Annotated in this window: 18 protein-coding genes; 9 read left to right on the top strand and 9 right to left on the bottom strand. The window is 60.6% G+C overall.

Going from position 1 to position 19,676, the window contains the following annotated elements:
• Window positions 1-22: 22 nt before the first annotated feature.
• Together PSH81_RS26880 and PSH81_RS26875 are read left to right on the top strand one after the other, a co-directional pair.
• Window positions 23-937, top strand: coding sequence for a response regulator (locus PSH81_RS26880; RefSeq protein WP_226454704.1), 915 nt, complete (start codon window positions 23-25; stop codon window positions 935-937).
• Window positions 938-1,157: 220 nt separating this feature from the next.
• Window positions 1,158-1,820 carry a M23 family metallopeptidase gene (locus PSH81_RS26875; protein WP_226454703.1) on the top strand — a complete coding sequence of 221 codons (663 nt, stop codon included), beginning with the start codon at window positions 1,158-1,160 and terminating at the stop codon, window positions 1,818-1,820.
• A 3-nt stretch (window positions 1,821-1,823) separates the two neighbouring features.
• Here the strand turns inward: PSH81_RS26875 and PSH81_RS26870 are convergent, their stop codons facing one another.
• From PSH81_RS26870 to phoB, 3 genes are all read right to left on the bottom strand, one after another.
• A complete protein-coding gene (locus PSH81_RS26870; protein ID WP_305391758.1) occupies window positions 1,824-3,164 on the bottom strand; it encodes a hemolysin family protein in 1,341 nt (446 codons plus the stop codon).
• 268 nt (window positions 3,165-3,432) lie between these two features.
• The gene (phoR, locus tag PSH81_RS26865; RefSeq protein ID WP_230412680.1) at window positions 3,433-4,719 is read right to left on the bottom strand and encodes a phosphate regulon sensor histidine kinase PhoR; all 1,287 of its coding nucleotides are present in this window, start codon (window positions 4,717-4,719) and stop codon (window positions 3,433-3,435) included.
• 82 nt (window positions 4,720-4,801) lie between these two features.
• On the bottom strand, window positions 4,802-5,491 hold the full coding sequence (phoB, locus tag PSH81_RS26860; protein WP_003231714.1) for a phosphate regulon transcriptional regulator PhoB: 690 nt from the start codon (window positions 5,489-5,491) through the stop codon (window positions 4,802-4,804).
• A gap of 153 nt (window positions 5,492-5,644) precedes the next feature.
• Here phoB and PSH81_RS26855 point away from each other — a divergent pair, with 153 nt between their 5' ends.
• The gene (locus tag PSH81_RS26855; protein WP_192298046.1) at window positions 5,645-6,022 is read left to right on the top strand and encodes a hypothetical protein; all 378 of its coding nucleotides are present in this window, start codon (window positions 5,645-5,647) and stop codon (window positions 6,020-6,022) included.
• A 126-nt stretch (window positions 6,023-6,148) separates the two neighbouring features.
• Here the strand turns inward: PSH81_RS26855 and ubiA are convergent, their stop codons facing one another.
• Window positions 6,149-7,039, bottom strand: coding sequence for a 4-hydroxybenzoate octaprenyltransferase (gene ubiA / locus PSH81_RS26850; protein ID WP_305391757.1), 891 nt, complete (start codon window positions 7,037-7,039; stop codon window positions 6,149-6,151).
• Window positions 7,039-7,602 carry a chorismate lyase gene (locus PSH81_RS26845; protein ID WP_305391756.1) on the bottom strand — a complete coding sequence of 188 codons (564 nt, stop codon included), beginning with the start codon at window positions 7,600-7,602 and terminating at the stop codon, window positions 7,039-7,041. Before PSH81_RS26845 ends, ubiA begins: the two co-directional genes overlap by 1 nt.
• A gap of 196 nt (window positions 7,603-7,798) precedes the next feature.
• Here PSH81_RS26845 and PSH81_RS26840 point away from each other — a divergent pair, with 196 nt between their 5' ends.
• The 6 genes from PSH81_RS26840 (at window position 7,799) to PSH81_RS26815 (ending at window position 12,090) form a co-directional block, all read left to right on the top strand.
• A complete protein-coding gene (locus tag PSH81_RS26840; protein WP_003213373.1) occupies window positions 7,799-7,966 on the top strand; it encodes a rubredoxin in 168 nt (55 codons plus the stop codon).
• Window positions 7,967-8,002: 36 nt separating this feature from the next.
• Window positions 8,003-9,151 carry an NAD(P)/FAD-dependent oxidoreductase gene (locus PSH81_RS26835; protein ID WP_305391755.1) on the top strand — a complete coding sequence of 383 codons (1,149 nt, stop codon included), beginning with the start codon at window positions 8,003-8,005 and terminating at the stop codon, window positions 9,149-9,151.
• A gap of 191 nt (window positions 9,152-9,342) precedes the next feature.
• Window positions 9,343-9,618: an HU family DNA-binding protein gene (locus PSH81_RS26830; protein ID WP_003213368.1), complete on the top strand. Its 276-nt coding sequence runs from the start codon at window positions 9,343-9,345 to the stop codon at window positions 9,616-9,618.
• A gap of 177 nt (window positions 9,619-9,795) precedes the next feature.
• A complete protein-coding gene (locus tag PSH81_RS26825; RefSeq protein WP_192298042.1) occupies window positions 9,796-10,230 on the top strand; it encodes a DUF1795 domain-containing protein in 435 nt (144 codons plus the stop codon).
• 43 nt (window positions 10,231-10,273) lie between these two features.
• Window positions 10,274-11,560: a PAAR domain-containing protein gene (locus PSH81_RS26820; RefSeq protein WP_192298041.1), complete on the top strand. Its 1,287-nt coding sequence runs from the start codon at window positions 10,274-10,276 to the stop codon at window positions 11,558-11,560.
• A complete protein-coding gene (locus PSH81_RS26815; protein ID WP_305391754.1) occupies window positions 11,557-12,090 on the top strand; it encodes a hypothetical protein in 534 nt (177 codons plus the stop codon). The genes PSH81_RS26820 and PSH81_RS26815 overlap by 4 nt, the downstream gene beginning before the upstream one ends.
• Window positions 12,091-12,170: 80 nt before the next feature.
• Here the strand turns inward: PSH81_RS26815 and PSH81_RS26810 are convergent, their stop codons facing one another.
• Genes PSH81_RS26810 through PSH81_RS26795 form a run of 4 tightly spaced genes read right to left on the bottom strand, consistent with a single transcriptional unit; the run spans window position 12,171 to window position 19,638 of the window.
• On the bottom strand, window positions 12,171-12,770 hold the full coding sequence (locus tag PSH81_RS26810; RefSeq protein WP_226454699.1) for a hypothetical protein: 600 nt from the start codon (window positions 12,768-12,770) through the stop codon (window positions 12,171-12,173).
• Window positions 12,771-12,789: 19 nt separating this feature from the next.
• Window positions 12,790-17,238 (bottom strand): RHS repeat-associated core domain-containing protein, encoded by a 4,449-nt coding sequence (locus tag PSH81_RS26805; RefSeq protein WP_305391753.1) that lies wholly within the window; start codon window positions 17,236-17,238, stop codon window positions 12,790-12,792.
• Window positions 17,239-17,250: 12 nt separating this feature from the next.
• Window positions 17,251-17,682 carry a DcrB-related protein gene (locus PSH81_RS26800; protein ID WP_226454697.1) on the bottom strand — a complete coding sequence of 144 codons (432 nt, stop codon included), beginning with the start codon at window positions 17,680-17,682 and terminating at the stop codon, window positions 17,251-17,253.
• Between the two features lie 15 nt (window positions 17,683-17,697).
• A complete protein-coding gene (locus PSH81_RS26795) occupies window positions 17,698-19,638 on the bottom strand; it encodes a type VI secretion system Vgr family protein (RefSeq protein ID WP_305391752.1) in 1,941 nt (646 codons plus the stop codon).
• Window positions 19,639-19,676 lie beyond the last annotated feature (38 nt).

Raw genomic sequence — 19,676 nt, 5'->3', positions numbered from 1 at the left:
GTTTTTATAGGATGAAGGGTCGATGAGTAAAGTCAGTGTATTGGTGGTGGATGACGCCTCGTTTATCCGCGATCTGGTGAAGAAGTGCCTGCGCAACTACTTCCCTGGGATCAAGCTTGAAGATGCGGTGAACGGCAAGAAGGCCCAGACCATCCTGATGCGCGAGACGTTCGACCTGGTGCTGTGCGACTGGGAAATGCCCGAGATGTCCGGCCTTGAGCTGTTGACCTGGTGCCGCGAACAGCCTCATCTCAAAGCCATGCCGTTCGTGATGGTGACCAGCCGTGGCGACAAGGAAAACGTGGTCCAGGCGATCCAGGCCGGGGTTTCCGGCTATGTCAGCAAGCCATTCACCAACGAGCAGTTGCTGAACAAGGTCAAGCAGGCCCTGCACAAGGTCGGCCGCCTCGACGCCCTGGTTGCCAGCGCACCGACCAAGATGAACTCGGCTTTCGGCAACGACTCCCTGAGCGCCCTGACCGGCGGCAAACCCGAAGCCGCTCGCACGGCGCCGGCCGCCGCCCCCGCGCCTGCGCCGAACCGAGGCCTGCTCAACAGCCAGCCGGTGCAGGCACCTGCCGCGGCGGCCGCGCCGGCGGCTGGGCGCGGCCAGGGCCAGTTGCGCCTGTCCAGTGGCACCCAGCAATGTGTGATCAAGGGCCTGAGCATCAAGGAGGCGCTGTTGGTGGTGCGTCGCGGTGAGGTCCTGCCCCAGGTATTGGAAAGCGCCGTGCTCGACCTTGAGCAAGGCGACAACGCCGAAGTCGCACGCCTCAACGGCTACCTGCACGCCATCGTCGCCCACGAGCCCAAGCCCGACAGCGACTGGCTGCAACTGACCTTCCGGTTTATCGACCAGGACGCGCAGAAGCTCGATTACATCTCCCGCCTGATCGCCCGCGGCACCGCGCAGAAGCATTTTGTGCCGGGTGCGTAACCTTAGGAGCGACACCTGAACATTGTGGGAGCGGGCTTGTGTGGGAGCGGGCTTGCTCGCGAATGCGGTGTACCAGTTGATGCATGTGCCGACTGACCCACCGCATTCGCGAGCAAGCCCGCTCCCACCAAGCCCGCACCCACGGTTGATCTGCTTTGCCGCATACAGAGTTGTCATGATTCCTTGCTAGCCTGCCGTTTCATCTCGGCAGGTTCACACCATGCTCATGCGCTGCTTGCTGTGCTGCGGGCTGGCCACGGTTGCCATGTCGGCCCAGGCCATGACCGTCTACAAATCAGTCGATGCCAACGGCAACGTGGTTTACAGCGACCGGCAAACCCCCGGGGCGCAGGCGTTCGTGATCCAGGAGCGCAAGCCCGAGCGGCCCGTGCTTGATAGACCCAAGCCCACTTACTCGTCGCAAGCCTACCGCTACCCGCTGCCCTGGCGCGGTGGGCCGTTCCGTCTGAGCCAAGGGCCCAACGGCAGCTTCAGCCATACCGACGCCAAAAGCCGCTACGCCATGGACATCGCCATGCCCGAAGGCACGCCGATCATCGCGGCGCGCAGCGGCGTGGTGGTGAAAACCGAGAACCAGCAGGCCGGACGTGGCAACGATGCGTCGGGAAATTTTGTGCGGGTGCGCCATGATGACGGCACCGAGGGCGTGTACCTGCACCTCAAGCAAGGTTCGGTCAGCGTTCGGGTGGGGCAACGGGTCGCGGTGGGCAGCCCGCTGGCGCTGTCGGGCAATACCGGCAACAGCAGCGGGCCGCATCTGCATTTTGTGGTGCAGCGCGCCAGTGAGGCGGGGCTGGTGTCGATCCCGTATGAGTTCAACCAGCCGGTGGGCGCATTGCCCAACTTTGCGTTGGGCAACTGAGGCTCAATCCAGTAGCAGGACCTTGGCCAATACGATCTTTGGCCCTTTCATCTTCTTGATGATGATCCGCAAGCCTTCGACTTCCAGCACTTCTTCTTCTTCCGGCACCCGTTTCAGGGTTTCGTAGATCAGGCCGGCCAGGGTTTCGGCTTCGATGTGGTCCAGATCGATGCCCAGCAGGCGCTCAATCTTGAACAGCGGCGTGTCGCCACGCACCAACAGCTTGCCCGGCTGATAGGCCAGGATGCCGCGCTCGGCCTTGCGGTGTTCATCCTGGATGTCGCCCACCAGCACTTCCAGCACGTCTTCCATGGTCAGGTAGCCGATGATCTTGCCGTCGGCTTCTTCCACCAGGGCGAAGTGTGCGCCGCCCTTGCGGAACTGCTCCAGCAGCTGCGACAACGGCATATGCCGCGACACGCGCTCCAGCGGGCGGGTCAGCTCGGCCAGGTTGAACGACTCGGGGATGTGGTCCAAAGCCGCCAGTTCCAGCAGCAAATCCTTGATGTGCAGCAGGCCCACGAATTCGTTGCGCACCGCGTCATACACCGGGTAGCGGCTGAATTTGTGGCGGCGGAACAGCGCGAGGATTTCCTTGAGCGGGGCATTGAAATCCAGGGTCACCAGGTCTTCCCGGGAGTTGGCCCAGTCGACCACTTCCAGTTCGCCCATTTCCACGGCCGAGGCCAGTACGCGCATGCCTTGGTCGCTGGGGTCCTGGCCACGGCTGGAGTGCAGGATCAGCTTGAGTTCTTCGCGGCTGTAATGGTGTTCATGGTGCGGGCCGGGCTCGCCTTGGCCGGCGATACGCAGGATCGCGTTGGCACTGGCGTTGAGCAGGTAGATCGCCGGGTACATCGCCCAATAGAACAGGTACAGCGGCACCGCCGTCCACAGCGACAACAACTCCGGTTTGCGGATCGCCCAGGACTTGGGCGCCAGTTCGCCGACCACGATGTGCAGGTAGGAAATCACAAAGAATGCAGCGAAGAACGATACGCCCTTGATCACTTCCGGCGACTCGACGCCCGCGGCGCCCAGCAGCGGCTCGAGGATATGCGCAAACGCCGGTTCGCCGACCCAGCCCAGGCCCAGGGAGGCGAGGGTGATACCCAACTGGCAGGCCGACAGGTAGGCGTCGAGCTGGCTGTGCACGGTGCGCAGGATCTGCCCGCGCCAGCCGTTGGTGTGGGCGATGGCCTCGACCCGGGTGGAGCGCAGTTTGACCATGGCAAATTCCGCCGCAACGAAAAAACCGTTGAGCAGTACCAGGATCAGTGCAAAAAGAATCATGCCGAAGTCGGCGAAGAGTGTAGCGAGGGTGATACCAGGGGAAGGGTCCATGATGGGGTTTTGCAGGTTCCGTGTGTTCAATAAGGGTTAACAGGTGGCCCGCAAACGCGGACGCAAGTCGGCCAATGTAGCGGCTGATGGGGCGCTTGCCTAGTCCGATACGTCGCAAATCCACTGTGGGAGCGGGCTTGTGTGGGAGCGGGCTTGCTCGCGAAGGCGGTTTGTCAGAAAAGGATGTGTTGACTGATACACCGCCTTCGCGAGCAAGCCCGCACCCACAAAAGCCAGCTCCCACATTTAATCCAGTGGTGTATTCGGGTTATTCGTCGGTGCCGAGGACGCGCGAGCGGGTCACCTGCGCCGGCGCAAAGTGGCAGGTAAACGTGCTGCCATGGCCCAGTACACTGCTGATTTCCAGGCGCGCACGGTGGCGCAGTAGCACATGCTTGACGATTGCCAGGCCAAGCCCGGTGCCGCCGGTGTTGGAGTTGCGGCTGGAGTCGACGCGGTAGAAACGCTCGGTCAGGCGCGGCAGGTGCTTGGCGTCGATGCCGATGCCGGAATCCTGCACGCTCAAGTGGGCGCCTTGTTCATCGGCCCACCAGCGGATGCGGATGGTGCCCTTGTCCTGGGTGTACTTGACGGCGTTGAACACCAGGTTGGAAAACGCGCTGCGCAACTCACCTTCGCTGCCTTTGAGCAGCACCGACGGGTCGGCTTCCAGGGTGATCTGCTGGCCGCGTTGGCCGGAGAGGGCCTGGGCGTCGTGCTTGATGGTCTGCAACAGGGTTTGTACGGCCACCGGCTGGTTGTCCGACGGGTAGTCGGTCGCCTCCAGCTTGGCCAACAGCAACAGGTCATTGAGCAGGGTCTGCATACGTGAGCCTTGCTGCTGCATCTGTTGCAGCGCCCGGCTCCAGCGCGGGTTGATCTCGTCGACATTGTCCAGCAGCGTCTCCAGGTAGCCACAGATCACCGTCAACGGTGTACGCAGCTCGTGGGAGACGTTGGCGACGAAGTCCTTGCGCATCTGTTCGAGCTGGTGGATGCGGGTCACGTCGCGGACCAGCATCAGGTGTTCGTTGTTGCCATAGCGCGTCAGGTACAGCTGGATGCGCACGCGGTCATTGGTGGGCGAGGGGATTTCCAGGGCTTCTTCGTAGTTGTCCTGCTCGAAGTATTCCTTGAAGCGCGGATGGCGTACCAGGTTGGTCACCGGCTGGCCGCTGTCCTGGGGCGTCTTGAGGCCCAGCAGGGTTTCGGCGGCGCGGTTCCACCATTCCAGGTTGCCGTCGCTGTCGAGCATGATCACCGCGTCTTTCAGCGCTGCGGTGGACTCCTGCACCCGGTCGATCACCGCTTGCAGGCGCCCGCGCACCCGTTGGTCGCGGCGTTGCAGGTGGTAGATGCTGTCGAACACCTCGCCCCACAGGCCGTAGCCGTCGGGCGGTGCTTCGTCGGGTTTGTGCTGGCGCAGCCATTCATGCAAGCGCAGCAATTGCTTGAGAGTCCAGCCCAGGTACAGGCCGATGCCGATGGCCAGGCTCCAGCCGTAATAACCGCTGATCAGGCCGACCAGCAGGCAGCCGGTGACCAGCAGGAGCATGTGGCGGATCAGGGTGCCGTGCCAGTTTTGGTTCACTTAAACATGCGTCCTTGTCAGCTGTTTAGGAGGGTAAGGGGCTGGCTCAGCCTTTGGTGGAGAAGCGGTAGCCCGTGCCGCGCACGGTTTGTACCAGATTCTCGTAGGCATCGCCCAAGGCTTTGCGCAGGCGACGGATATGCACGTCCACGGTGCGCTCCTCCACGTACACGTTGCCGCCCCAGACCTGATCGAGCAGCTGGCCGCGGGTGTAGGCGCGTTCCTGGTGGGTCATGAAAAATTGCAGCAGGCGGTATTCGGTGGGGCCCATCTCGGCCGGCGTGCCATCGATGGTCACGCGGTGGCTGATGGGGTCGAGGATCAGGCCGCCGACTTCAATCGGCGCTTCGCCATCGGTAGGCCCGGCGCGACGCAGGACGGCTTTCAGGCGCGCTACCAGCTCGCGTGGGGAAAACGGCTTGGTGATGTAGTCATCGGCGCCGACTTCCAGGCCCTGGATCTTGTTGTCCTCTTCGCCCTTGGCGGTGAGCATGATGATCGGGATGTCCCCGGTCAGTTCGTCACGCTTGAGACGGCGGGCCAATTCGATGCCGGAGGTGCCGGGCAGCATCCAGTCGAGCAGGATCAGGTCGGGCTTGCGGTCGACGATAATGGCATGGGCCTGCTGGGAGTTTTCCGCCTCCAGGCAGTCGTAGCCGGCCATTTCCAACGCAACGGCGATCATCTCGCGGATGGGCGCTTCGTCGTCAACGATCAGAATGCTCCTGCCAACCATGCCTAAATCCTCTTGTCATTTAACTGTCTTGCGCCGCATTAGATAACGGAATTATTGCAGTCGTGTGACAGTAATTTAGTCGCTTGGGCAATCTGCGTCTCTGTGGGCTACGCTTTGAGTCCGAATCCTGACAACCACAAAAGGAAGGTTCCGATGACTTACAGTACTGTTTCCTGGAAGGCCCTGTTGGTAACGGCGGCGTTGGCGCTGCCGAGCCTGGCCTTCGCGATGGACCCGGCGATGACTAAAGACGGGATGCTGGTGGATCACAAAGGGATGACGCTCTACACCTTCGACAAGGATGCCGACGGCAAGTCAGTGTGCAAGGACCAGTGCGCGATGAACTGGCCGCCACTGATGGCTGAATCCACTGACAAGTCGATGGGCGACTGGACGGTGATCACCCGTGATGACCAGACCAGTCAGTGGGCTTACAAAGGCAAGCCGGTGTACACCTACAAGGATGACAAGAAGGCCGGGGACAAGACCGGTGATGGCAAGGGTGGGGCGTGGCATGTGATCAAGCCTTGAGCCAGCGGAGCCACTAAAAGCATCGCGGGCAAGCCCGCTCCCACACTTTGAGTGTATTCACCGATCAAAATGTGGGAGCGGGCTTGCCCGCGAAGGCGATCGTTCAGTCACTACAAAAAATGGCACTTAGCGAAACCCGTAATCCAACACAATCCCGACAAAAATCGCCAACCCCGCCCAGTGGTTGTGCAAAAACGCCTTGAAGCACTTCATCCGATCCCTGTCCCGCGTGTACCAGAACTCCCACGCAAAACAGCCCGCCGCGGCCAGCAGCCCCAGGTGGAACCAGCCCCCCAGCTCAAACCGCGCCCCGGCCAGCAACAGGCACGCCAGCGCCAGCCCTTGCAGGGTCAGGATAATCACGCGATCGGCATCGCCGAACAGGATGGCGGTGGATTTCACGCCGATCTTCAAGTCGTCATCGCGGTCGGTCATCGCGTAATACGTGTCGTAACCTACCGTCCACAGCAGGTTCGCGATGTAGAGCAGCCAGGCAGTGGCAGGCAGGCTGCCGGTCTCGGCGGTGAACGCCATCGGCATGCCCCAGGAAAACGCCGCGCCCAGCACCACCTGCGGGTAATAGGTATAGCGCTTCATGAACGGGTAGCTCGCCGCCAGGGCCAGGCCGCCCAGGGACAGCAGGATGGTGGTGGCGTTGGTCAGCAACACCAGCAGGAAACTGATGCCCATCAGCACCGCGAAAAACACCAGCGGCTCTTTCGAACTGATCTTGCCGCTCACCAGCGGGCGTTGCTCGGTGCGTTTCACATGGCCGTCGACCTTGCGGTCGGCCCAGTCATTGATCACGCAACCGCCGGCGCGGGTCAGCACCACGCCGAGTACGAAAATCACGATATTGATGAAGGACGGCGAACCCTTGCCGGCAATCCACAACGCCCACAGCGTCGGCCACAGCAGCAGGTAGATGCCGATGGGCTTGTCCATGCGGGTCAGTTGAATGAAATCCCAGGCCCTGGGGTTCAAGCGGTTCAGGGACTTGAGCAGGCGTTGATACATCAGCAGTTCTCCGGATGGGCGTGCAACGCGTGCCAGAAGTTCGGCAGGAAGATTTCCGCGACCAGAATGCTCAGCGCGCCGCGATCGAAGCGCGAGCGACGGCCCCACAGCCCGTCGGCCTGATCCGCGGTGGGCAGCCATTGGCGCGGGTAGTGGCACACCTCGATGGCTTGGCGGGTGAATGCCTGGTCGCAAAACAGCAATTCGCCCAGCGAGCGGCTGCCCAGTTGATCCATGTGCAAGCCATCGCCCTGCAATGCGCTGCGCGACGCCACGCTGCGGGCAAACACCCACGGCTGGCCGTGCCCGCGTAAATACACTTCGCGCACCCAACCGACGCTGGCAGGGGCCAGTTCCAGCGCGGCGCATTCGTCGTCACGCAGCGGCTGCCAGCCCTCGAACAGCGGTGTCACGCTGAAACCGTCGTTGGACAGCCACGTCAGCCGGCGCGTCAGCGAGTCTTCGTTGAACAGCCAGTTGACGGTCAGGGGCGCAGGCATTGGGGACAGAAGGCTCTGGGTCAGCCATTGGCAAGCATCGGGCAGGGCGATTGAGTGCGGCACGGTGAGTCAGTATTGGCAGCAAAAGAGGCGGCGAGCTTACCATGGCGTCCCGGGATTTTGCCGGGCCGGCCCTGCCGTTTGCGTCGATCATGCTTGCATCTGCACGCCCCGATCAGTACAAAACGCCCTGAGCCGTGCGGCAATGCTGGATCTATCGACCGTCGGCCAAGATGCCTGGACCCTGAGGAAACAAGTAATGAAGAAGTGGCAATGTGTAGTCTGCGGCCTGATCTACGACGAAAAAGACGGCTGGCCGGATGACGGCATCGCGCCGGGCACCCTGTGGCAAGACGTCCCGGAAGACTGGCTGTGCCCTGACTGCGGCGTGGGCAAGATGGATTTCGAAATGATCGAAATCGGTTAATTTTCAAGCAAAGAAACGTACTACAAGGAGAAAGGAATGAACGCACCTGTCGTGATCATCGGCACAGGGTTGGCCGGTTACAACCTGGCCCGGGAGTTTCGCAAGCTCGACAGCGAGACCCCATTGCTGCTGATCACCGCCGATGACGGGCGTTCCTACTCCAAGCCCATGCTCTCCACCGGCTTTGGCAAGAACAAGGAAGCCGATGGCCTGAGTATGGCCGAACCCGGCGCCATGGCCGAGCAACTCAAGGCTGAAGTGCGCACCCACACCCGCGTCAGCGGCATCGACCCGGGCCACAAGCGCCTGTGGATCGGCGAGGAAGCGGTGGCCTATCGCGACCTGATCCTGGCCTGGGGCGCCGAGACCGTGCGTGTGCCGGTGGAAGGCGATGCCGCCGAGCTGATATTCCCGATCAACGACCTTGAAGACTACGCACGCTTTCGTGCCGCCGCTGCCGGCAAGCGCCGGGTGTTGCTGCTTGGCGCAGGTCTGATTGGCTGTGAGTTTGCCAACGACCTGATCCTTGGCGGCTACGAAGTCGAACTGGTGGCCCCGTGCGAGCAAGTCATGCCGACCCTGCTGCACCCGGCTGCGGCCGCTGCGGTGCAGGCCGGGCTGGAAGGGCTTGGTGCGCGTTTCCACCTGGGCCCGGTGCTCAACCGCCTGCAGCGCGGTGCTGACGGGCTGGAAGCGCACTTGTCGGACGGTGAAGTGATCCACTGCGACCTGGTGGTCTCTGCCATCGGCCTGCGCCCACGGGTAGACCTGGCTGCTGCCGCCGGTTTGCAGACCAATCGTGGCGTCACGGTGGACCGCCACCTCAAGACCTCCCACGCCAATATCTATGCCCTGGGTGACTGCGCCGAGGTCGATGGCCTGAACCTGCTGTACGTGATGCCACTGATGAGCTGCGCCCGCGCCCTGGCCCAGACCCTGGTCGGCAATGCCACGGCGGTCAGCTACGGACCGATGCCGATTACCGTGAAAACCCCGATCTGCCCGCTGGTGGTCTCGCCGCCGCCACGGGGCAGCGAAGGCGTATGGAGTGTCGAAGGCCAGGGCGCCGACATCAAGGCGCTGTGTCGCGACGCCAGCGGTCGCCTGCTGGGTTACGCGCTGACCGGTAGCGCCGTGATGGAAAAACTGGCGCTCAACAAAGAACTCCCACCATTGTTGGCGTAAATACCAGTCGTTCTGTCGGAATCAGCACGTTCCTATCCCCAGAAAGGTCGCCGCGAGACTGGCGCGGCGTCCTAGGGCATGCCATCCTCACTCCCGTCTGCCGCAGAGTAGAGCCTGCGGCGCTTTGGGCGCTGCTCCATTAGAGAGCAGCACGGACATAACAACAAAAAACCGTCAAAGAGGCTTCATTTATGCGTAAACCAGAACTCGCAGCCGCCATCGCTGAAAAAGCGGATCTCACCAAAGAACAGGCCAACCGCGTCCTCAACGCCGTTCTCGAAGAAATCACCGGCGCCCTGCACCGCAAGGACAGCGTCACCCTGGTTGGCTTCGGCACCTTCTTGCAACGCCACCGCGGCGCCCGCACCGGCAAGAACCCACAGACCGGCGAGCCAGTGAAGATCAAGGCGAGCAACACCGTTGCGTTCAAGCCGGGCAAGTCGCTCAAAGACAGCGTCAACCCGTAACGGCGGTAGCGCCTCGAAGGGAGGTGGGGTGGTAGAAAAGATGGGCACGCCGACTGGGTTGGGTGCCCATTTTTTGTGGGACCGGGTCAGGGTATCGCCCTCGGCTTGATTGTTGTGAAGCATTACTCGACTATTTGCGCCTTCCCGAGTCACTCATGTCCATGGAAAGCGATCACCGTGACCCTCTACAGAATTCAAGAAGCAGACCTCGAAATCCCTGATACCTGGCAGGACCAGAGTATCAATATCTTCAAGCTGCCAGCTGTTGGCAGCGCCAAGGAAGCCAGCTTTGTCATCAGTCGTGATGCCTCCCAAGGTGATGCGACCTTCGCGGATTACATCGACAAGCAAGTGCAAAGCGCCGAGCAGCAATTGCCGGAGTTCAAGTTGATCCAACGCTGGGACACGGTGCTGCATGGACATGCCGCCACACTGGTGGATTACACCTGGAAGCGGGAAGGGCGCGAGCTGATGTTGCGCCAGATGTTTATTGAGCGAAAACCGGCCGTGCTGATTACCACACTGACGACCACGCCGGGTGACCTGGCGTCTCACGAGACGGCCTGGAAAATCGCCATGAGCAGCCTGAAGCCCCTTGTGTCTGGCGCCTGATTCGCACACGGCAGCGGTTTAACCCATACGGTAGATACACGCAATGGATGCGCAAGCAGCAGCCCGCTTGGGTGATGAAATAGCCCACGGATTCGGCGTCGCTGCAATGCTGGCGGGCGCAGTCGCAGGTGCATTGATCGGTGCCGCGGTGATCGCAGCGACAGTTGCCACGGGTGGACTGGCAGTGGCAATCATGGCCGGCTCAGTCGCGGCGGGTGGGCTGTCGATGTTCCAGGTGGTCAAGGGCTTGAGTACCATTTTCAACCTGCCCGAGCCCACGACAGGGGCACTGGTGGCGGGCAGTTTCAACGTCTATATCAACGGCCTCAATGCGATGCGCGCCGGTGAGGATATTGCCTCCTCCTGCACTGGGCTGCCGATGAATCACCCGGTTTGGCCCTTCCCGGTTTTGATCGCCGAAGGCAGTGCCACCGTGTTTATCAACGGCAAGCCGGCAGCACGCCTGCACAGCAAAATGGTGTGCGGTGCCCATATCAAGAGTGGCAGCCCCAATACCTTTATCGGTGGGCCAACCGTCTCGGTCGCCTTTGTGCTGGATATCGAGGGCTGGATGCATACCGGGTTTGAAGCCTTGGGCATCCTGGCCATGGGTGGCGCTGCGATCCTGGCGGCGATGGCCGGGCTGGCTGCCCTGGCCGGGTTCGTGGTAATCGGCGGCGCGGTGATGGGCGGTATGGCGTTGCTGGGCGACCTGGGGGATCGTTTGGGCCCAGGCTATCGGGATTTGCTGCAAGGGGTTGCCGGCATGGCGCTTCTGGGGCTTGGGCCGAAAATGGCAAAAATCGGCACGACCCCCAAGGTGCGGTTCAAGCCGGGTTATACCCAAGACGACATCATGGCGATTCCCCAGTACAGTCGACCGAATCCTGCCGACTATCTTGAGGGTTCTTATATCTCCAAGCACCTCAAGGTGTTTCAGGATGAAGGGGGGGCGTTCCTCTTCACGCCGGATGATATCGCCAACCCGATGTACACAACATTCAGTCCTTCCAAGTACGTCATGGCGAAGTCGGACCTGCACGGCGTTGTCGGCGAATTCAAAAAGACCGGCGACCTTGCGGTCCTGGAAAAGGCCCTGGGTTATGACCCTGGCACCTTTACCGGCAAAGAAATTTATATGATGGACCTGAACAATCCCAAGGTCGTCATGCCAACCGGTAATGAACGCGGAGCCAACTCACTCTGGCGCCCCGGTGGCGTGACCCATCCTGGCGGGATGCGTGAGGCGGTGCTGGACAATGTGGGCATTCCACACGGCAACGACATCAATTTCCTGCTCGCGAACCCAGACGTAGTGAGAATCCAATGAGTGCCAATTTAGATAATGTGCTGCTGCTTGCCCTGGCGAATAACGACCTGGATAAGTTCCTGGTGGGCGAACCGTTCTACTTTCAAGAAGCCAAGAGCGACAACGACGAGCCACAGAATGTGGTCGCAGCGTTCGATCTGTTGGTGGTGCGCTATTGGCAAGAGACCCGCGACCCGCAATTCCCAGGTTGTTTCGTCGCGGCCTTGCTTAAAATCCTCGCGACTTACCCTGATCGTAATCGGGCGATTTACGCCGCGGCAGTGTGGGTGTGGTACTACCGTTTTTGCCTGAGCAAAAAGCGCACGAACCCCGATGGTCTGTATGCCGACCTGTTCGAGATCGACATGGGGGCTGTGGCAGTGGCCCTGCAGAAGCAGCTGGAACGCAACAAGGCTGCCCTTGTCGGCGATACCCGCTGGGCGGGCGCTGGCTGGAATAGCCAGAACGGCCTGTGGGGGCCGTTGATGCGTACTGCGCTGGTGGTTCGGGACAAACTGGGTGGGCCCGACTTCGTCCCCGCCAACATCTGATGTCGCGAATGACCATGGACGGTCAGGACGCTTGTCCCACGCCGACTGGGCTGTGCCTTTTTTGTGGGGTCTGACCTGACTCAGCCGTAGAAGTAGTCAAAAAAGCGTTGGTAATTTTCCTCGCCCAGTAACGGGCCGACTTCCTTGTTGAGTAGCTTGACGAATTTGCTGGAGAGCTCATCGTCGTCGTTGTAGATATCAAAAATGTCGAATTTTCCATGGACGATCTCGACAGTCTTGGCGAAGGCCAGCAGAAAATCCGCAAGAGAGTCGGCAATCTTGAAAGGCGCTATGGCATCGTAGCTCGCCAATACGGGTGTGCCTGGAATATCGGTAACTGCGATAACCGGCTTGCCACCACCGATGTCATCCATGAAAACCAGATGTTGTGCCGGCCAATTTCCATTCAACTCAGTCTTGTTGGATTCGCCTGCCCACTTGTAACCGACCTGACCATCTTCCAATGCGTCCAAGCTGAAAAAGCGGATGGGGGTCAAACCTGTTTCGATTTCTACATCGACAGGCTCGCAAAAGTCGTAAAAGTAGTCCGTCTCAGAGGAGCGAGGCAGGGTTTGTGGCCATTTGGCGTTTGCCTGGCCGTTTTTTTCGAAGCTCCCTTCGATGTCAAATTTCTTGTGGATGCGGCGCAATTCTTTAAAGGCGTTATCGAGGGCGCTCATGTTCTTCTCCAATGGAAACCTATTTACCGCAGCCGGGTTTTGTAGCGGGTGTTCTGGCTCGGTCGATCAATCGGCCTTTGCCTGCGTTGGCGTAATTCTTCCTGTGCCCTTGCGGGCTGTTCAAGTGTTCGTCAATGCCACTTGGATGGTTCGCGTTTTGCAAGAACACAATGTTCCTTGGGTCACCTTTCCAGGCTTTGCCCAATGCACCGTTACCTTCGACGCTGTTGATGTGGTGGCCGGTGTAGCCTGCTTTGGACATCAAAGAATTCAAGCGTGCGTTGCTCTTGGTATTTTTGATCAACTCACGCTCATGGTCCGCCCAGTCTCTTGAGCCGCCACCGCGGGTCACAAGCTCCCGCTCTTCTCCCCAAGCCCGATTGATGGCTGTGCCACGACCACCAGCCTTGGGTGTCACGGAATCTTTGGGCTTGTACCGTACCAAATCCTTCGGGTTCAGGCCGTAGGGGTCGATCCACGTCAGCGGATTCGTTGAATACAGATAAAGATTCAGCCCCCCGGCGAGGCCAATGGGGTCAGGCGTAGTGAAGCGGCCGATATCCGGATCGTAGAAGCGGAAAATGTTGTGATGCAGGCCAGTCTCCCGATCCAGATACTGCCCCTGGAACCGCAGGTTCTGCTCTTCAATGTAGTAAGGCTCACGCGTTTCTCGAACGGTGTTTCCCCAGACCTGATAGCTGGCTTGCCAGACTGTCTGGCCTTCTGCTTCCGAAAGCAACTCGGGCAGCCCGTTCATGTCATTGTGGTAATAGCGCACTTTTTGCTGGGCGCCTGTCCCGTCAACCCTGGCCAGGGGTTCGTGACCTTCGTCACCGTAGATATAAAGACTGGTCTGCGCATGTTTGTGCTCTTGCACCAACCGCAGCCCATCCCATGTGAAGCGAGTTTCACTCAGTAAATGGCCATTTGCGTCGTGGGTTGTTTTGGATGTTCGTCGGCCAAGAGGGTCGTAGGACATGCGGACGACTGATCGCTGCGTGCCCTGTTCATTTCGTACCTCAATCAAGCGATGTTCAGCGTCATAGGCGAATCGCTGGACGCCGCGTTGGGCACTTCGCTTCTCGACCATGCGGCCGAAACCGTCGTAGCGATAGCGTTTGTCTTGGTATGTCAGGAGCTTGTTGTGTACAACCAGTCCGGCGCCAGCCTGTGGGCCATCGAGCAGGTTGGCAGCGGCGTCATAGGAATAGGTTTCGTGTCGTGCTGCAAAATTGTCCTGGCTGGCGATTATTCGGTCGGTTGCATCGTAATGCAGCAACTGGCTGTGCTGACCGCCGGGCCGTTGCTCAAGCTTGCCCACCAAGTTATCGGCGGGGTCATACTCGAACTGTTTTAGTACTGCGCCAGGGAGTACCGATGCCCGGCTGATATGGCCGCGTTCGCGCGAGCGCAATCGGCCGCAGCGATCATAACGCTGGCGTGTACTCAGGTGTCCCTGAGTACGCAGGACTTCGCGGTGTAAGCGGTCGCGCTCAAAGTCGCTGATAACCCGTCCATCGAGGTTTATCTGATGGAGGTGACCGCTGCCGTAGTACAACCGATTGAGCCAGCGCCCGTCGGGTAAGCGAGTCTGGTTGAGGTTTCCCAACTCGTCGTAGCAATGTTGTAAAACACCTGCCCTGGTTTTTTCTTCGACGGTCTGCCCAAGGGCGTCATAAGTGAAGCTGACGGTGTGTTGTTGGCCTGTCTTATGGGTAAACGTGACAGCTTTGAGCTGGTCCAGTAAGTCGTAACTGTATTCCGTACGCCCGTCATCGGTGACTTTGACCACCATTCGTCCCGCCGCGTCGCGCTCAAAGTCATGCACGATGGATGGTTCGGGCACCGCCGTTACTACTGCCAGGCCAATGCCGACTGGTGCTGCAACCGCCTCCATGCGTGAAATGTTGTTCAGTGCGTCGTAGTCATAGCGGCGGAGACTGCCATCCAGATCCTGTTGCTCGGAGACACGATCATTGGCGTCCCATTCGAAACGGTATTGTTCACCGTTTTCGTTGGTCAACGTACGCAGGCGGCCATAGCTGTCATAGGCAAAACTGACCTGTCGGCCGTGCGCATCGACGCGCTCGCGGACCTGCCCCTTACGGTTGCGCTGATAGTGTGTGGAGTGGCCGGCAAAGTCGGTATGTGCAACCAGTTGGCCGCTGCCGTCGCGTTGGAAATATTCAGTACGCCCATCTGGAAGTTGAGTACTCAGCACTCGGCCTTGGGCGTCGTGTACAAACGACGTGCGCTCACCCAGTGCATCAATGATGACCTGTAAATAACCTCTCTCGTCGTAGCTGAAGCGCGTCGGGTAACCGGAGCAGTCAATGTGTTCAATGAGCTGGCCGAACGGATTCCAGCGTAGCCGTTTGCTTTTGCCGGTGGCGTCGATGATCTCTACCGGTTGGCCGTGACTATCGTAGCGATACCTCGTGACATGCCCTAGCGGGTCGGTCTCGACGGTACAGTTACCCCGTGCGTCGTAACGTGAACGCCAGGTGTTGCCCTCGCAGTCAGTCACCGATACCGGCAAGGCCCAATGCTCCAGCCACACCGTCGAATCACTGCGCCCCAACGGGTCACTCTCGCCGATCAGGTTTCCGGCCTCGTCATAGCTGTACTCATAACGCCCACCCTGCGGATCGGTGGCGCTGAGCAATTGGCGTTCGTCGTTCCACTCGAACAGCCAGGTCTGGCCGAGGTTGTCACTGTACTGGATGATCTGGTGCTGCGTGTTCCACAGGCGGGTGCTGACGCGCTGCAAGCCATCGGTGATACGCGTGAGGCCGGCCTGCAAGTCATAGTCGAACTGGTAAGCGTCGCCTTCATCGGTCCAATGCCGGACCACGCGCCATTCCAGGTTTTCCACCAACGCCCATTCGTAAAAACACCGTAACCCGGTCGGCAGTTGATGCTCGACCATCCGGCGGCCGTTGTCGTAGGCAAAACGCCGTTGCACCTGGCCGGTCGCGTCGCTTACTTGCGCCAGGCTCCCGGCCATGTCATAGCCGTAGCTGACCAGCACTTCACGACGCTGATCGGGATACACACGCTCGATGAGCGCCAATTGGCCTTGCTCACGAATCAGCTCAACTTGCACCAGATCGTGCGTATCGCGCAGCCTTACCAGATGCCCGGCTTCGTCATAGTCGATGTAGATACGGTTGTCGTTACGATCACCCAACTGGCTCAGACGCAGCCGCGACGGGTTGGCCGTAGGCTCGAACAACCGGTACAGGCCATCGTCGCTTTCGATCAGCAGCTGCCCATTGAGGTGGCGGCGCACCGCGAGTCCTTCACCGGCGCTGAATACCGCGCCGCCCAAAGGAATCGAGCCCATGTCGATCGGCCGACCCTGCTCGTCGGTGTAGATCAGCGTTTCACCCCCCTCAGGATGGGGGCGAATGTCGACGCACACTTCATAAGCCACGCTCCAGCCAGCACCCAACAAGCTGCCCGAGCGTTCATCGCGGCTGTTGTAGACCCGTTGCCAGGCAATCGGCAGGATGCCGGGCAGCACAAAATCCAGCTCCTCGACATCGCCCAACACTTTCGCGCCGGTCGCCGCATGCACCGGGTTCGACGAGCCCATCGCCGCATTCGCCATCGCCCCCATCGCGCTGCTGACGGCCATCGACGTCGCGCCGCTGATCAGCATGCACGGCAGCTTGCTGAAGAACTTGCCCTTGCCACCTTTGAGCATCAACAACGCCGTCACCGCCAGCCCGACGCCCGGCGTCTTGCCGCTGCGAATCTCGCGCACCACCACCGAACCGCCGCCGATGGTCACATTGGAGGAAATCAGCCCCGAACCCACCACCGTCGCATCGCACGTACTGCGATCACCGCTGCGCACCGCCGGCTGGCCGTTGACCGTGACCTTGTCCGAGCCCTCGGCCAGGAACTGCGGCGGCATGGGCGGGTGCTTCATGCACACCACCAGGTCCAGCGGCTTGGGCACCGCGCCTGGCGCCGGCGTAGCGACCGTCGGGCGCCACATCTGTGAGAAGAAACTCTCGGCCATGTCCAGGTAACCGGGCTCTGGTGCGGGTTCTTCCAGCTCGGTGCCGGCCGGCGCGACGTGGGAGCTGATCGCCCCGGCAGCGCGGGCGGCGGGGATGTTATTGGTCAGGGTGTTGGTGGAACCGGTGAGAATGTTTGCCTGTACCGTGGGCGGAAACAGGGCGTTGCTAAAGCTCTCGCATAAATTCGACAGGCCTTTGTCCGCCCCCGTCTTGCTCATGGCCAGCCCGACAATCGTGCCCACCACCGCGCCCAGCAGGAAGCAACCGAGCCCGCCAGTGGCGACGGTTATGCCGGTGGCGGCCACCACCGCTGCGGTTGCCACGGCGGTGATCGCAATATTGGCCGCCACCTCCAGCACACCGCCGAGGATGTCGGCCATCATCGACGTGTGGGCAAGCGCGTCGCCCATGCGGGCCGCCCATAGCGCGTCAGCCATGCAGGCGGCTCATCAAGGGGCGTCGAACGACAGCGAGTGCTTGATCAAGGCCCAATGCGCGGCCTCGGCATCGCCGAGCTTTTCGGCTTTCACATAGCTCAACGCGAGCATCTTGCGCGTGCCCGGCAACACCAACGCCAATTGGTACTGGAACACCTTGTCATTGCCCTTGTTGAACTGGCTGCGCAACTCGATGCCTTCGATCTCTTGAGCCGCGCCCAAACGCACGACTGTGCTCGGCTGGCAGCGCAAATCCTGCACCTGTTGTTCCAGGCGCTTGAGCTGGTCGGCGAAGTTGCTGTGCAGGGTTTCGTCCTCGGCCAAGAGGCTGCGACTGATGATCAGGGAAGTGCCCAGTTCAGGGAACTTGAGGATATTGATCGTGGCGTCCTGCAACTCGGCGGCCGGCAGTTGGAACTGGAATTCGTTGATTCGGTACGTCATCGCAAACAGGCCTCGTCAGGAGCTTTTGGGCGTTGGGAACGCGGCTTTGATATTGGCGTCGATGCTGGCTTTCACGCCCTGGCCATCGGGTGTTGCGCCGGGGCCGCCGCCGTTGTTCAGGTGCAGCACGCCGCCGGTGTTGAACTCGGCATCGCCGCTGGCGTAGAAGCTGATCTGCACGCCTGTCAGGTTGATCTGCCCGCTGGCGTTCAACTCCAGGATGCTTTCACCGCAGACCAGGCGCAGGTTCTCGCCCACTTCAATGACGTAGCTCTGGCTGATGCTGTCGGTCTTGCGCTGGCCCACCGAGAGGATGTCTTCCTGTTTGACGATGCGCAGGCGGTTGTTGCCGATGCTCACCGTCTCGTTGTGGCCGATGCTCTTGTTGCGGTCATGCCCCACCGAATGGCTCTCATCCACCTCCACCACGATGTCCTGGTTGCGCTCGGCATGGATGTACAACTGCTCCAAGCCCTTCTTGTCCTCCATGCGGATTTCATTGAAGTTGGCCGGCGTGCCGCCCTTGCTGGAGCGGCTTTTCATGCCGCTTTGCGTGGCGTTCTGCGGCAAGTCGTAAGGCACCGTCTGCTCAGCGTTGTACACCCGCCCGGTGATGATCGGCCGGTCGGGATCGCCTTCCAGAAAACTCACAATTACTTCCTGGCCGATCCGCGGGATCTGCATCGAACCCCAGTTCTTGCCGGCCCAGGATTGCGACACGCGAATCCAGCACGAGCTGTTCTCGTTGGATTGGTCGTGACGGTCCCAGTAGAAGTGCACCTTCACCCGGCCGTACTGGTCGGTCCAGATTTCCTCGCCCTTGGGCCCGACCACCAACGCGGTCTGCGGGCCTTTGACGATGGGCCGGTAGGTGCTCGCCAGTGGGCGGAAGCTTTGCTGGGCATCGATGCAGGTCAGGCTGCTGCTGAACTGCGCCTCGCCCGAGCCGCCGCCACTTTCCAGGCTCTCCTGGGTGATGTGGTAGCGGACGCCGACGATCAGGTATTCGCGGTTCTGGTCCTGGCGGCTGAAGCCGGTGAGGCTGAACAAATGCCCGGAGCCCAGGCCCCGCGCATTGCCGCTGAACTCGATCTGCTCGTGCAGGGTTTGCAGGGCTTCGATGCGGGTGCGCGCATAGTGTTCACCGTCCTGGCTTTGCACATAGGTGCCGGGGTAGTCGTACAGCGGGTAATCACCGGCAGTGTGCGGACGCGGCATCGCCGAGCGCACCTCGATGCTCGCGCTGGGGCGCTGGAAGTCGTAGTCGTTGAGCTCCAGCGAACCGGGCTGCACCTCCTGCGCCAGGTGCCAGTTGTACATATGATCGCGTTCGCGCTGCTGCTCGTCCTTGGGGTAGTACGGAATCGACGCGTAGCCCGGCACCGTGGTGTGCGCGCCATAGGCGTCGGCCAGCACGAGCACGTGGCGGTCCTGCTCGTGGCGGAAGAAGTAGTAGATGCCTTCCTGTTCCATCAGGCGGCTGACGAAATCGAAGCTGGTCTCGCGGTACTGCACGCAGTATTCCCACTCGCGATACGGCCGGCTCAGGGCGTCTTCGAAATCCGAAAAACCCAGGTCGCGAAACACCTGCTTGATGATCTGCGGGATGCTCAGGTTCTGGAAAATCCGGCAGTCCGAGGTGCGGGTCAGCAGCCAGAACCATGGGCGCAACACCACTTGGTAACTGGCGAACTGGCCCTGGTCGATGTCCTGGCTGCACCGCGCAACGATGCCGTGGAAATGCCGCTCACCGCCATCCGCCAATTGCACGCCCACGCTCATGGGCTTGCCGAGCAACTGGTTGAGGTCGATGTTGGCGTCCAGGGACGTCAGTTGCAGCTCATAGTTGAACAGCCGGCCCAACTCCTCACCGCCGCCCATTCCGTTGAGCAGCAGCACATCCGGCCCGAGGGGGCTGGTGATTTTGGCCAGGCGTGAGGCTTGGTTAAAAAGCATCGGTTAACCCGTAAATGTCGTTATGTCTGACGAAACCG

It is taken from the genome of Pseudomonas sp. FP2335, from assembly GCF_030687535.1.
Lineage (GTDB): Bacteria > Pseudomonadota > Gammaproteobacteria > Pseudomonadales > Pseudomonadaceae > Aquipseudomonas.
This window is presented reverse-complemented; position numbering and strand designations above follow the sequence as displayed.

Bases quoted from the DNA above. Each gene is read 5' to 3' on its own strand.
- PSH81_RS26880 (WP_226454704.1), top strand. From the start codon at position 23: ATGAGTAAAGTCAGTGTATTGGTGGTGGATGACGCCTCGTTTATCCGC.
- PSH81_RS26875 (WP_226454703.1), top strand. From the start codon at position 1,158: ATGCTCATGCGCTGCTTGCTGTGCTGCGGGCTGGCCACGGTTGCCATG.
- PSH81_RS26870 (WP_305391758.1), bottom strand. From the start codon at position 3,164: ATGGACCCTTCCCCTGGTATCACCCTCGCTACACTCTTCGCCGACTTC.
- phoR (WP_230412680.1), bottom strand. From the start codon at position 4,719: ATGCTCCTGCTGGTCACCGGCTGCCTGCTGGTCGGCCTGATCAGCGGT.
- phoB (WP_003231714.1), bottom strand. From the start codon at position 5,491: ATGGTTGGCAGGAGCATTCTGATCGTTGACGACGAAGCGCCCATCCGC.
- PSH81_RS26855 (WP_192298046.1), top strand. From the start codon at position 5,645: ATGACTTACAGTACTGTTTCCTGGAAGGCCCTGTTGGTAACGGCGGCG.
- ubiA (WP_305391757.1), bottom strand. From the start codon at position 7,039: ATGTATCAACGCCTGCTCAAGTCCCTGAACCGCTTGAACCCCAGGGCC.
- PSH81_RS26840 (WP_003213373.1), top strand. From the start codon at position 7,799: ATGAAGAAGTGGCAATGTGTAGTCTGCGGCCTGATCTACGACGAAAAA.
- PSH81_RS26835 (WP_305391755.1), top strand. From the start codon at position 8,003: ATGAACGCACCTGTCGTGATCATCGGCACAGGGTTGGCCGGTTACAAC.
- PSH81_RS26830 (WP_003213368.1), top strand. From the start codon at position 9,343: ATGCGTAAACCAGAACTCGCAGCCGCCATCGCTGAAAAAGCGGATCTC.
- PSH81_RS26820 (WP_192298041.1), top strand. From the start codon at position 10,274: ATGGATGCGCAAGCAGCAGCCCGCTTGGGTGATGAAATAGCCCACGGA.
- PSH81_RS26815 (WP_305391754.1), top strand. From the start codon at position 11,557: ATGAGTGCCAATTTAGATAATGTGCTGCTGCTTGCCCTGGCGAATAAC.
- PSH81_RS26810 (WP_226454699.1), bottom strand. From the start codon at position 12,770: ATGAGCGCCCTCGATAACGCCTTTAAAGAATTGCGCCGCATCCACAAG.
- PSH81_RS26805 (WP_305391753.1), bottom strand. From the start codon at position 17,238: ATGGCTGACGCGCTATGGGCGGCCCGCATGGGCGACGCGCTTGCCCAC.
- PSH81_RS26800 (WP_226454697.1), bottom strand. From the start codon at position 17,682: ATGACGTACCGAATCAACGAATTCCAGTTCCAACTGCCGGCCGCCGAG.
- PSH81_RS26795 (WP_305391752.1), bottom strand. From the start codon at position 19,638: ATGCTTTTTAACCAAGCCTCACGCCTGGCCAAAATCACCAGCCCCCTC.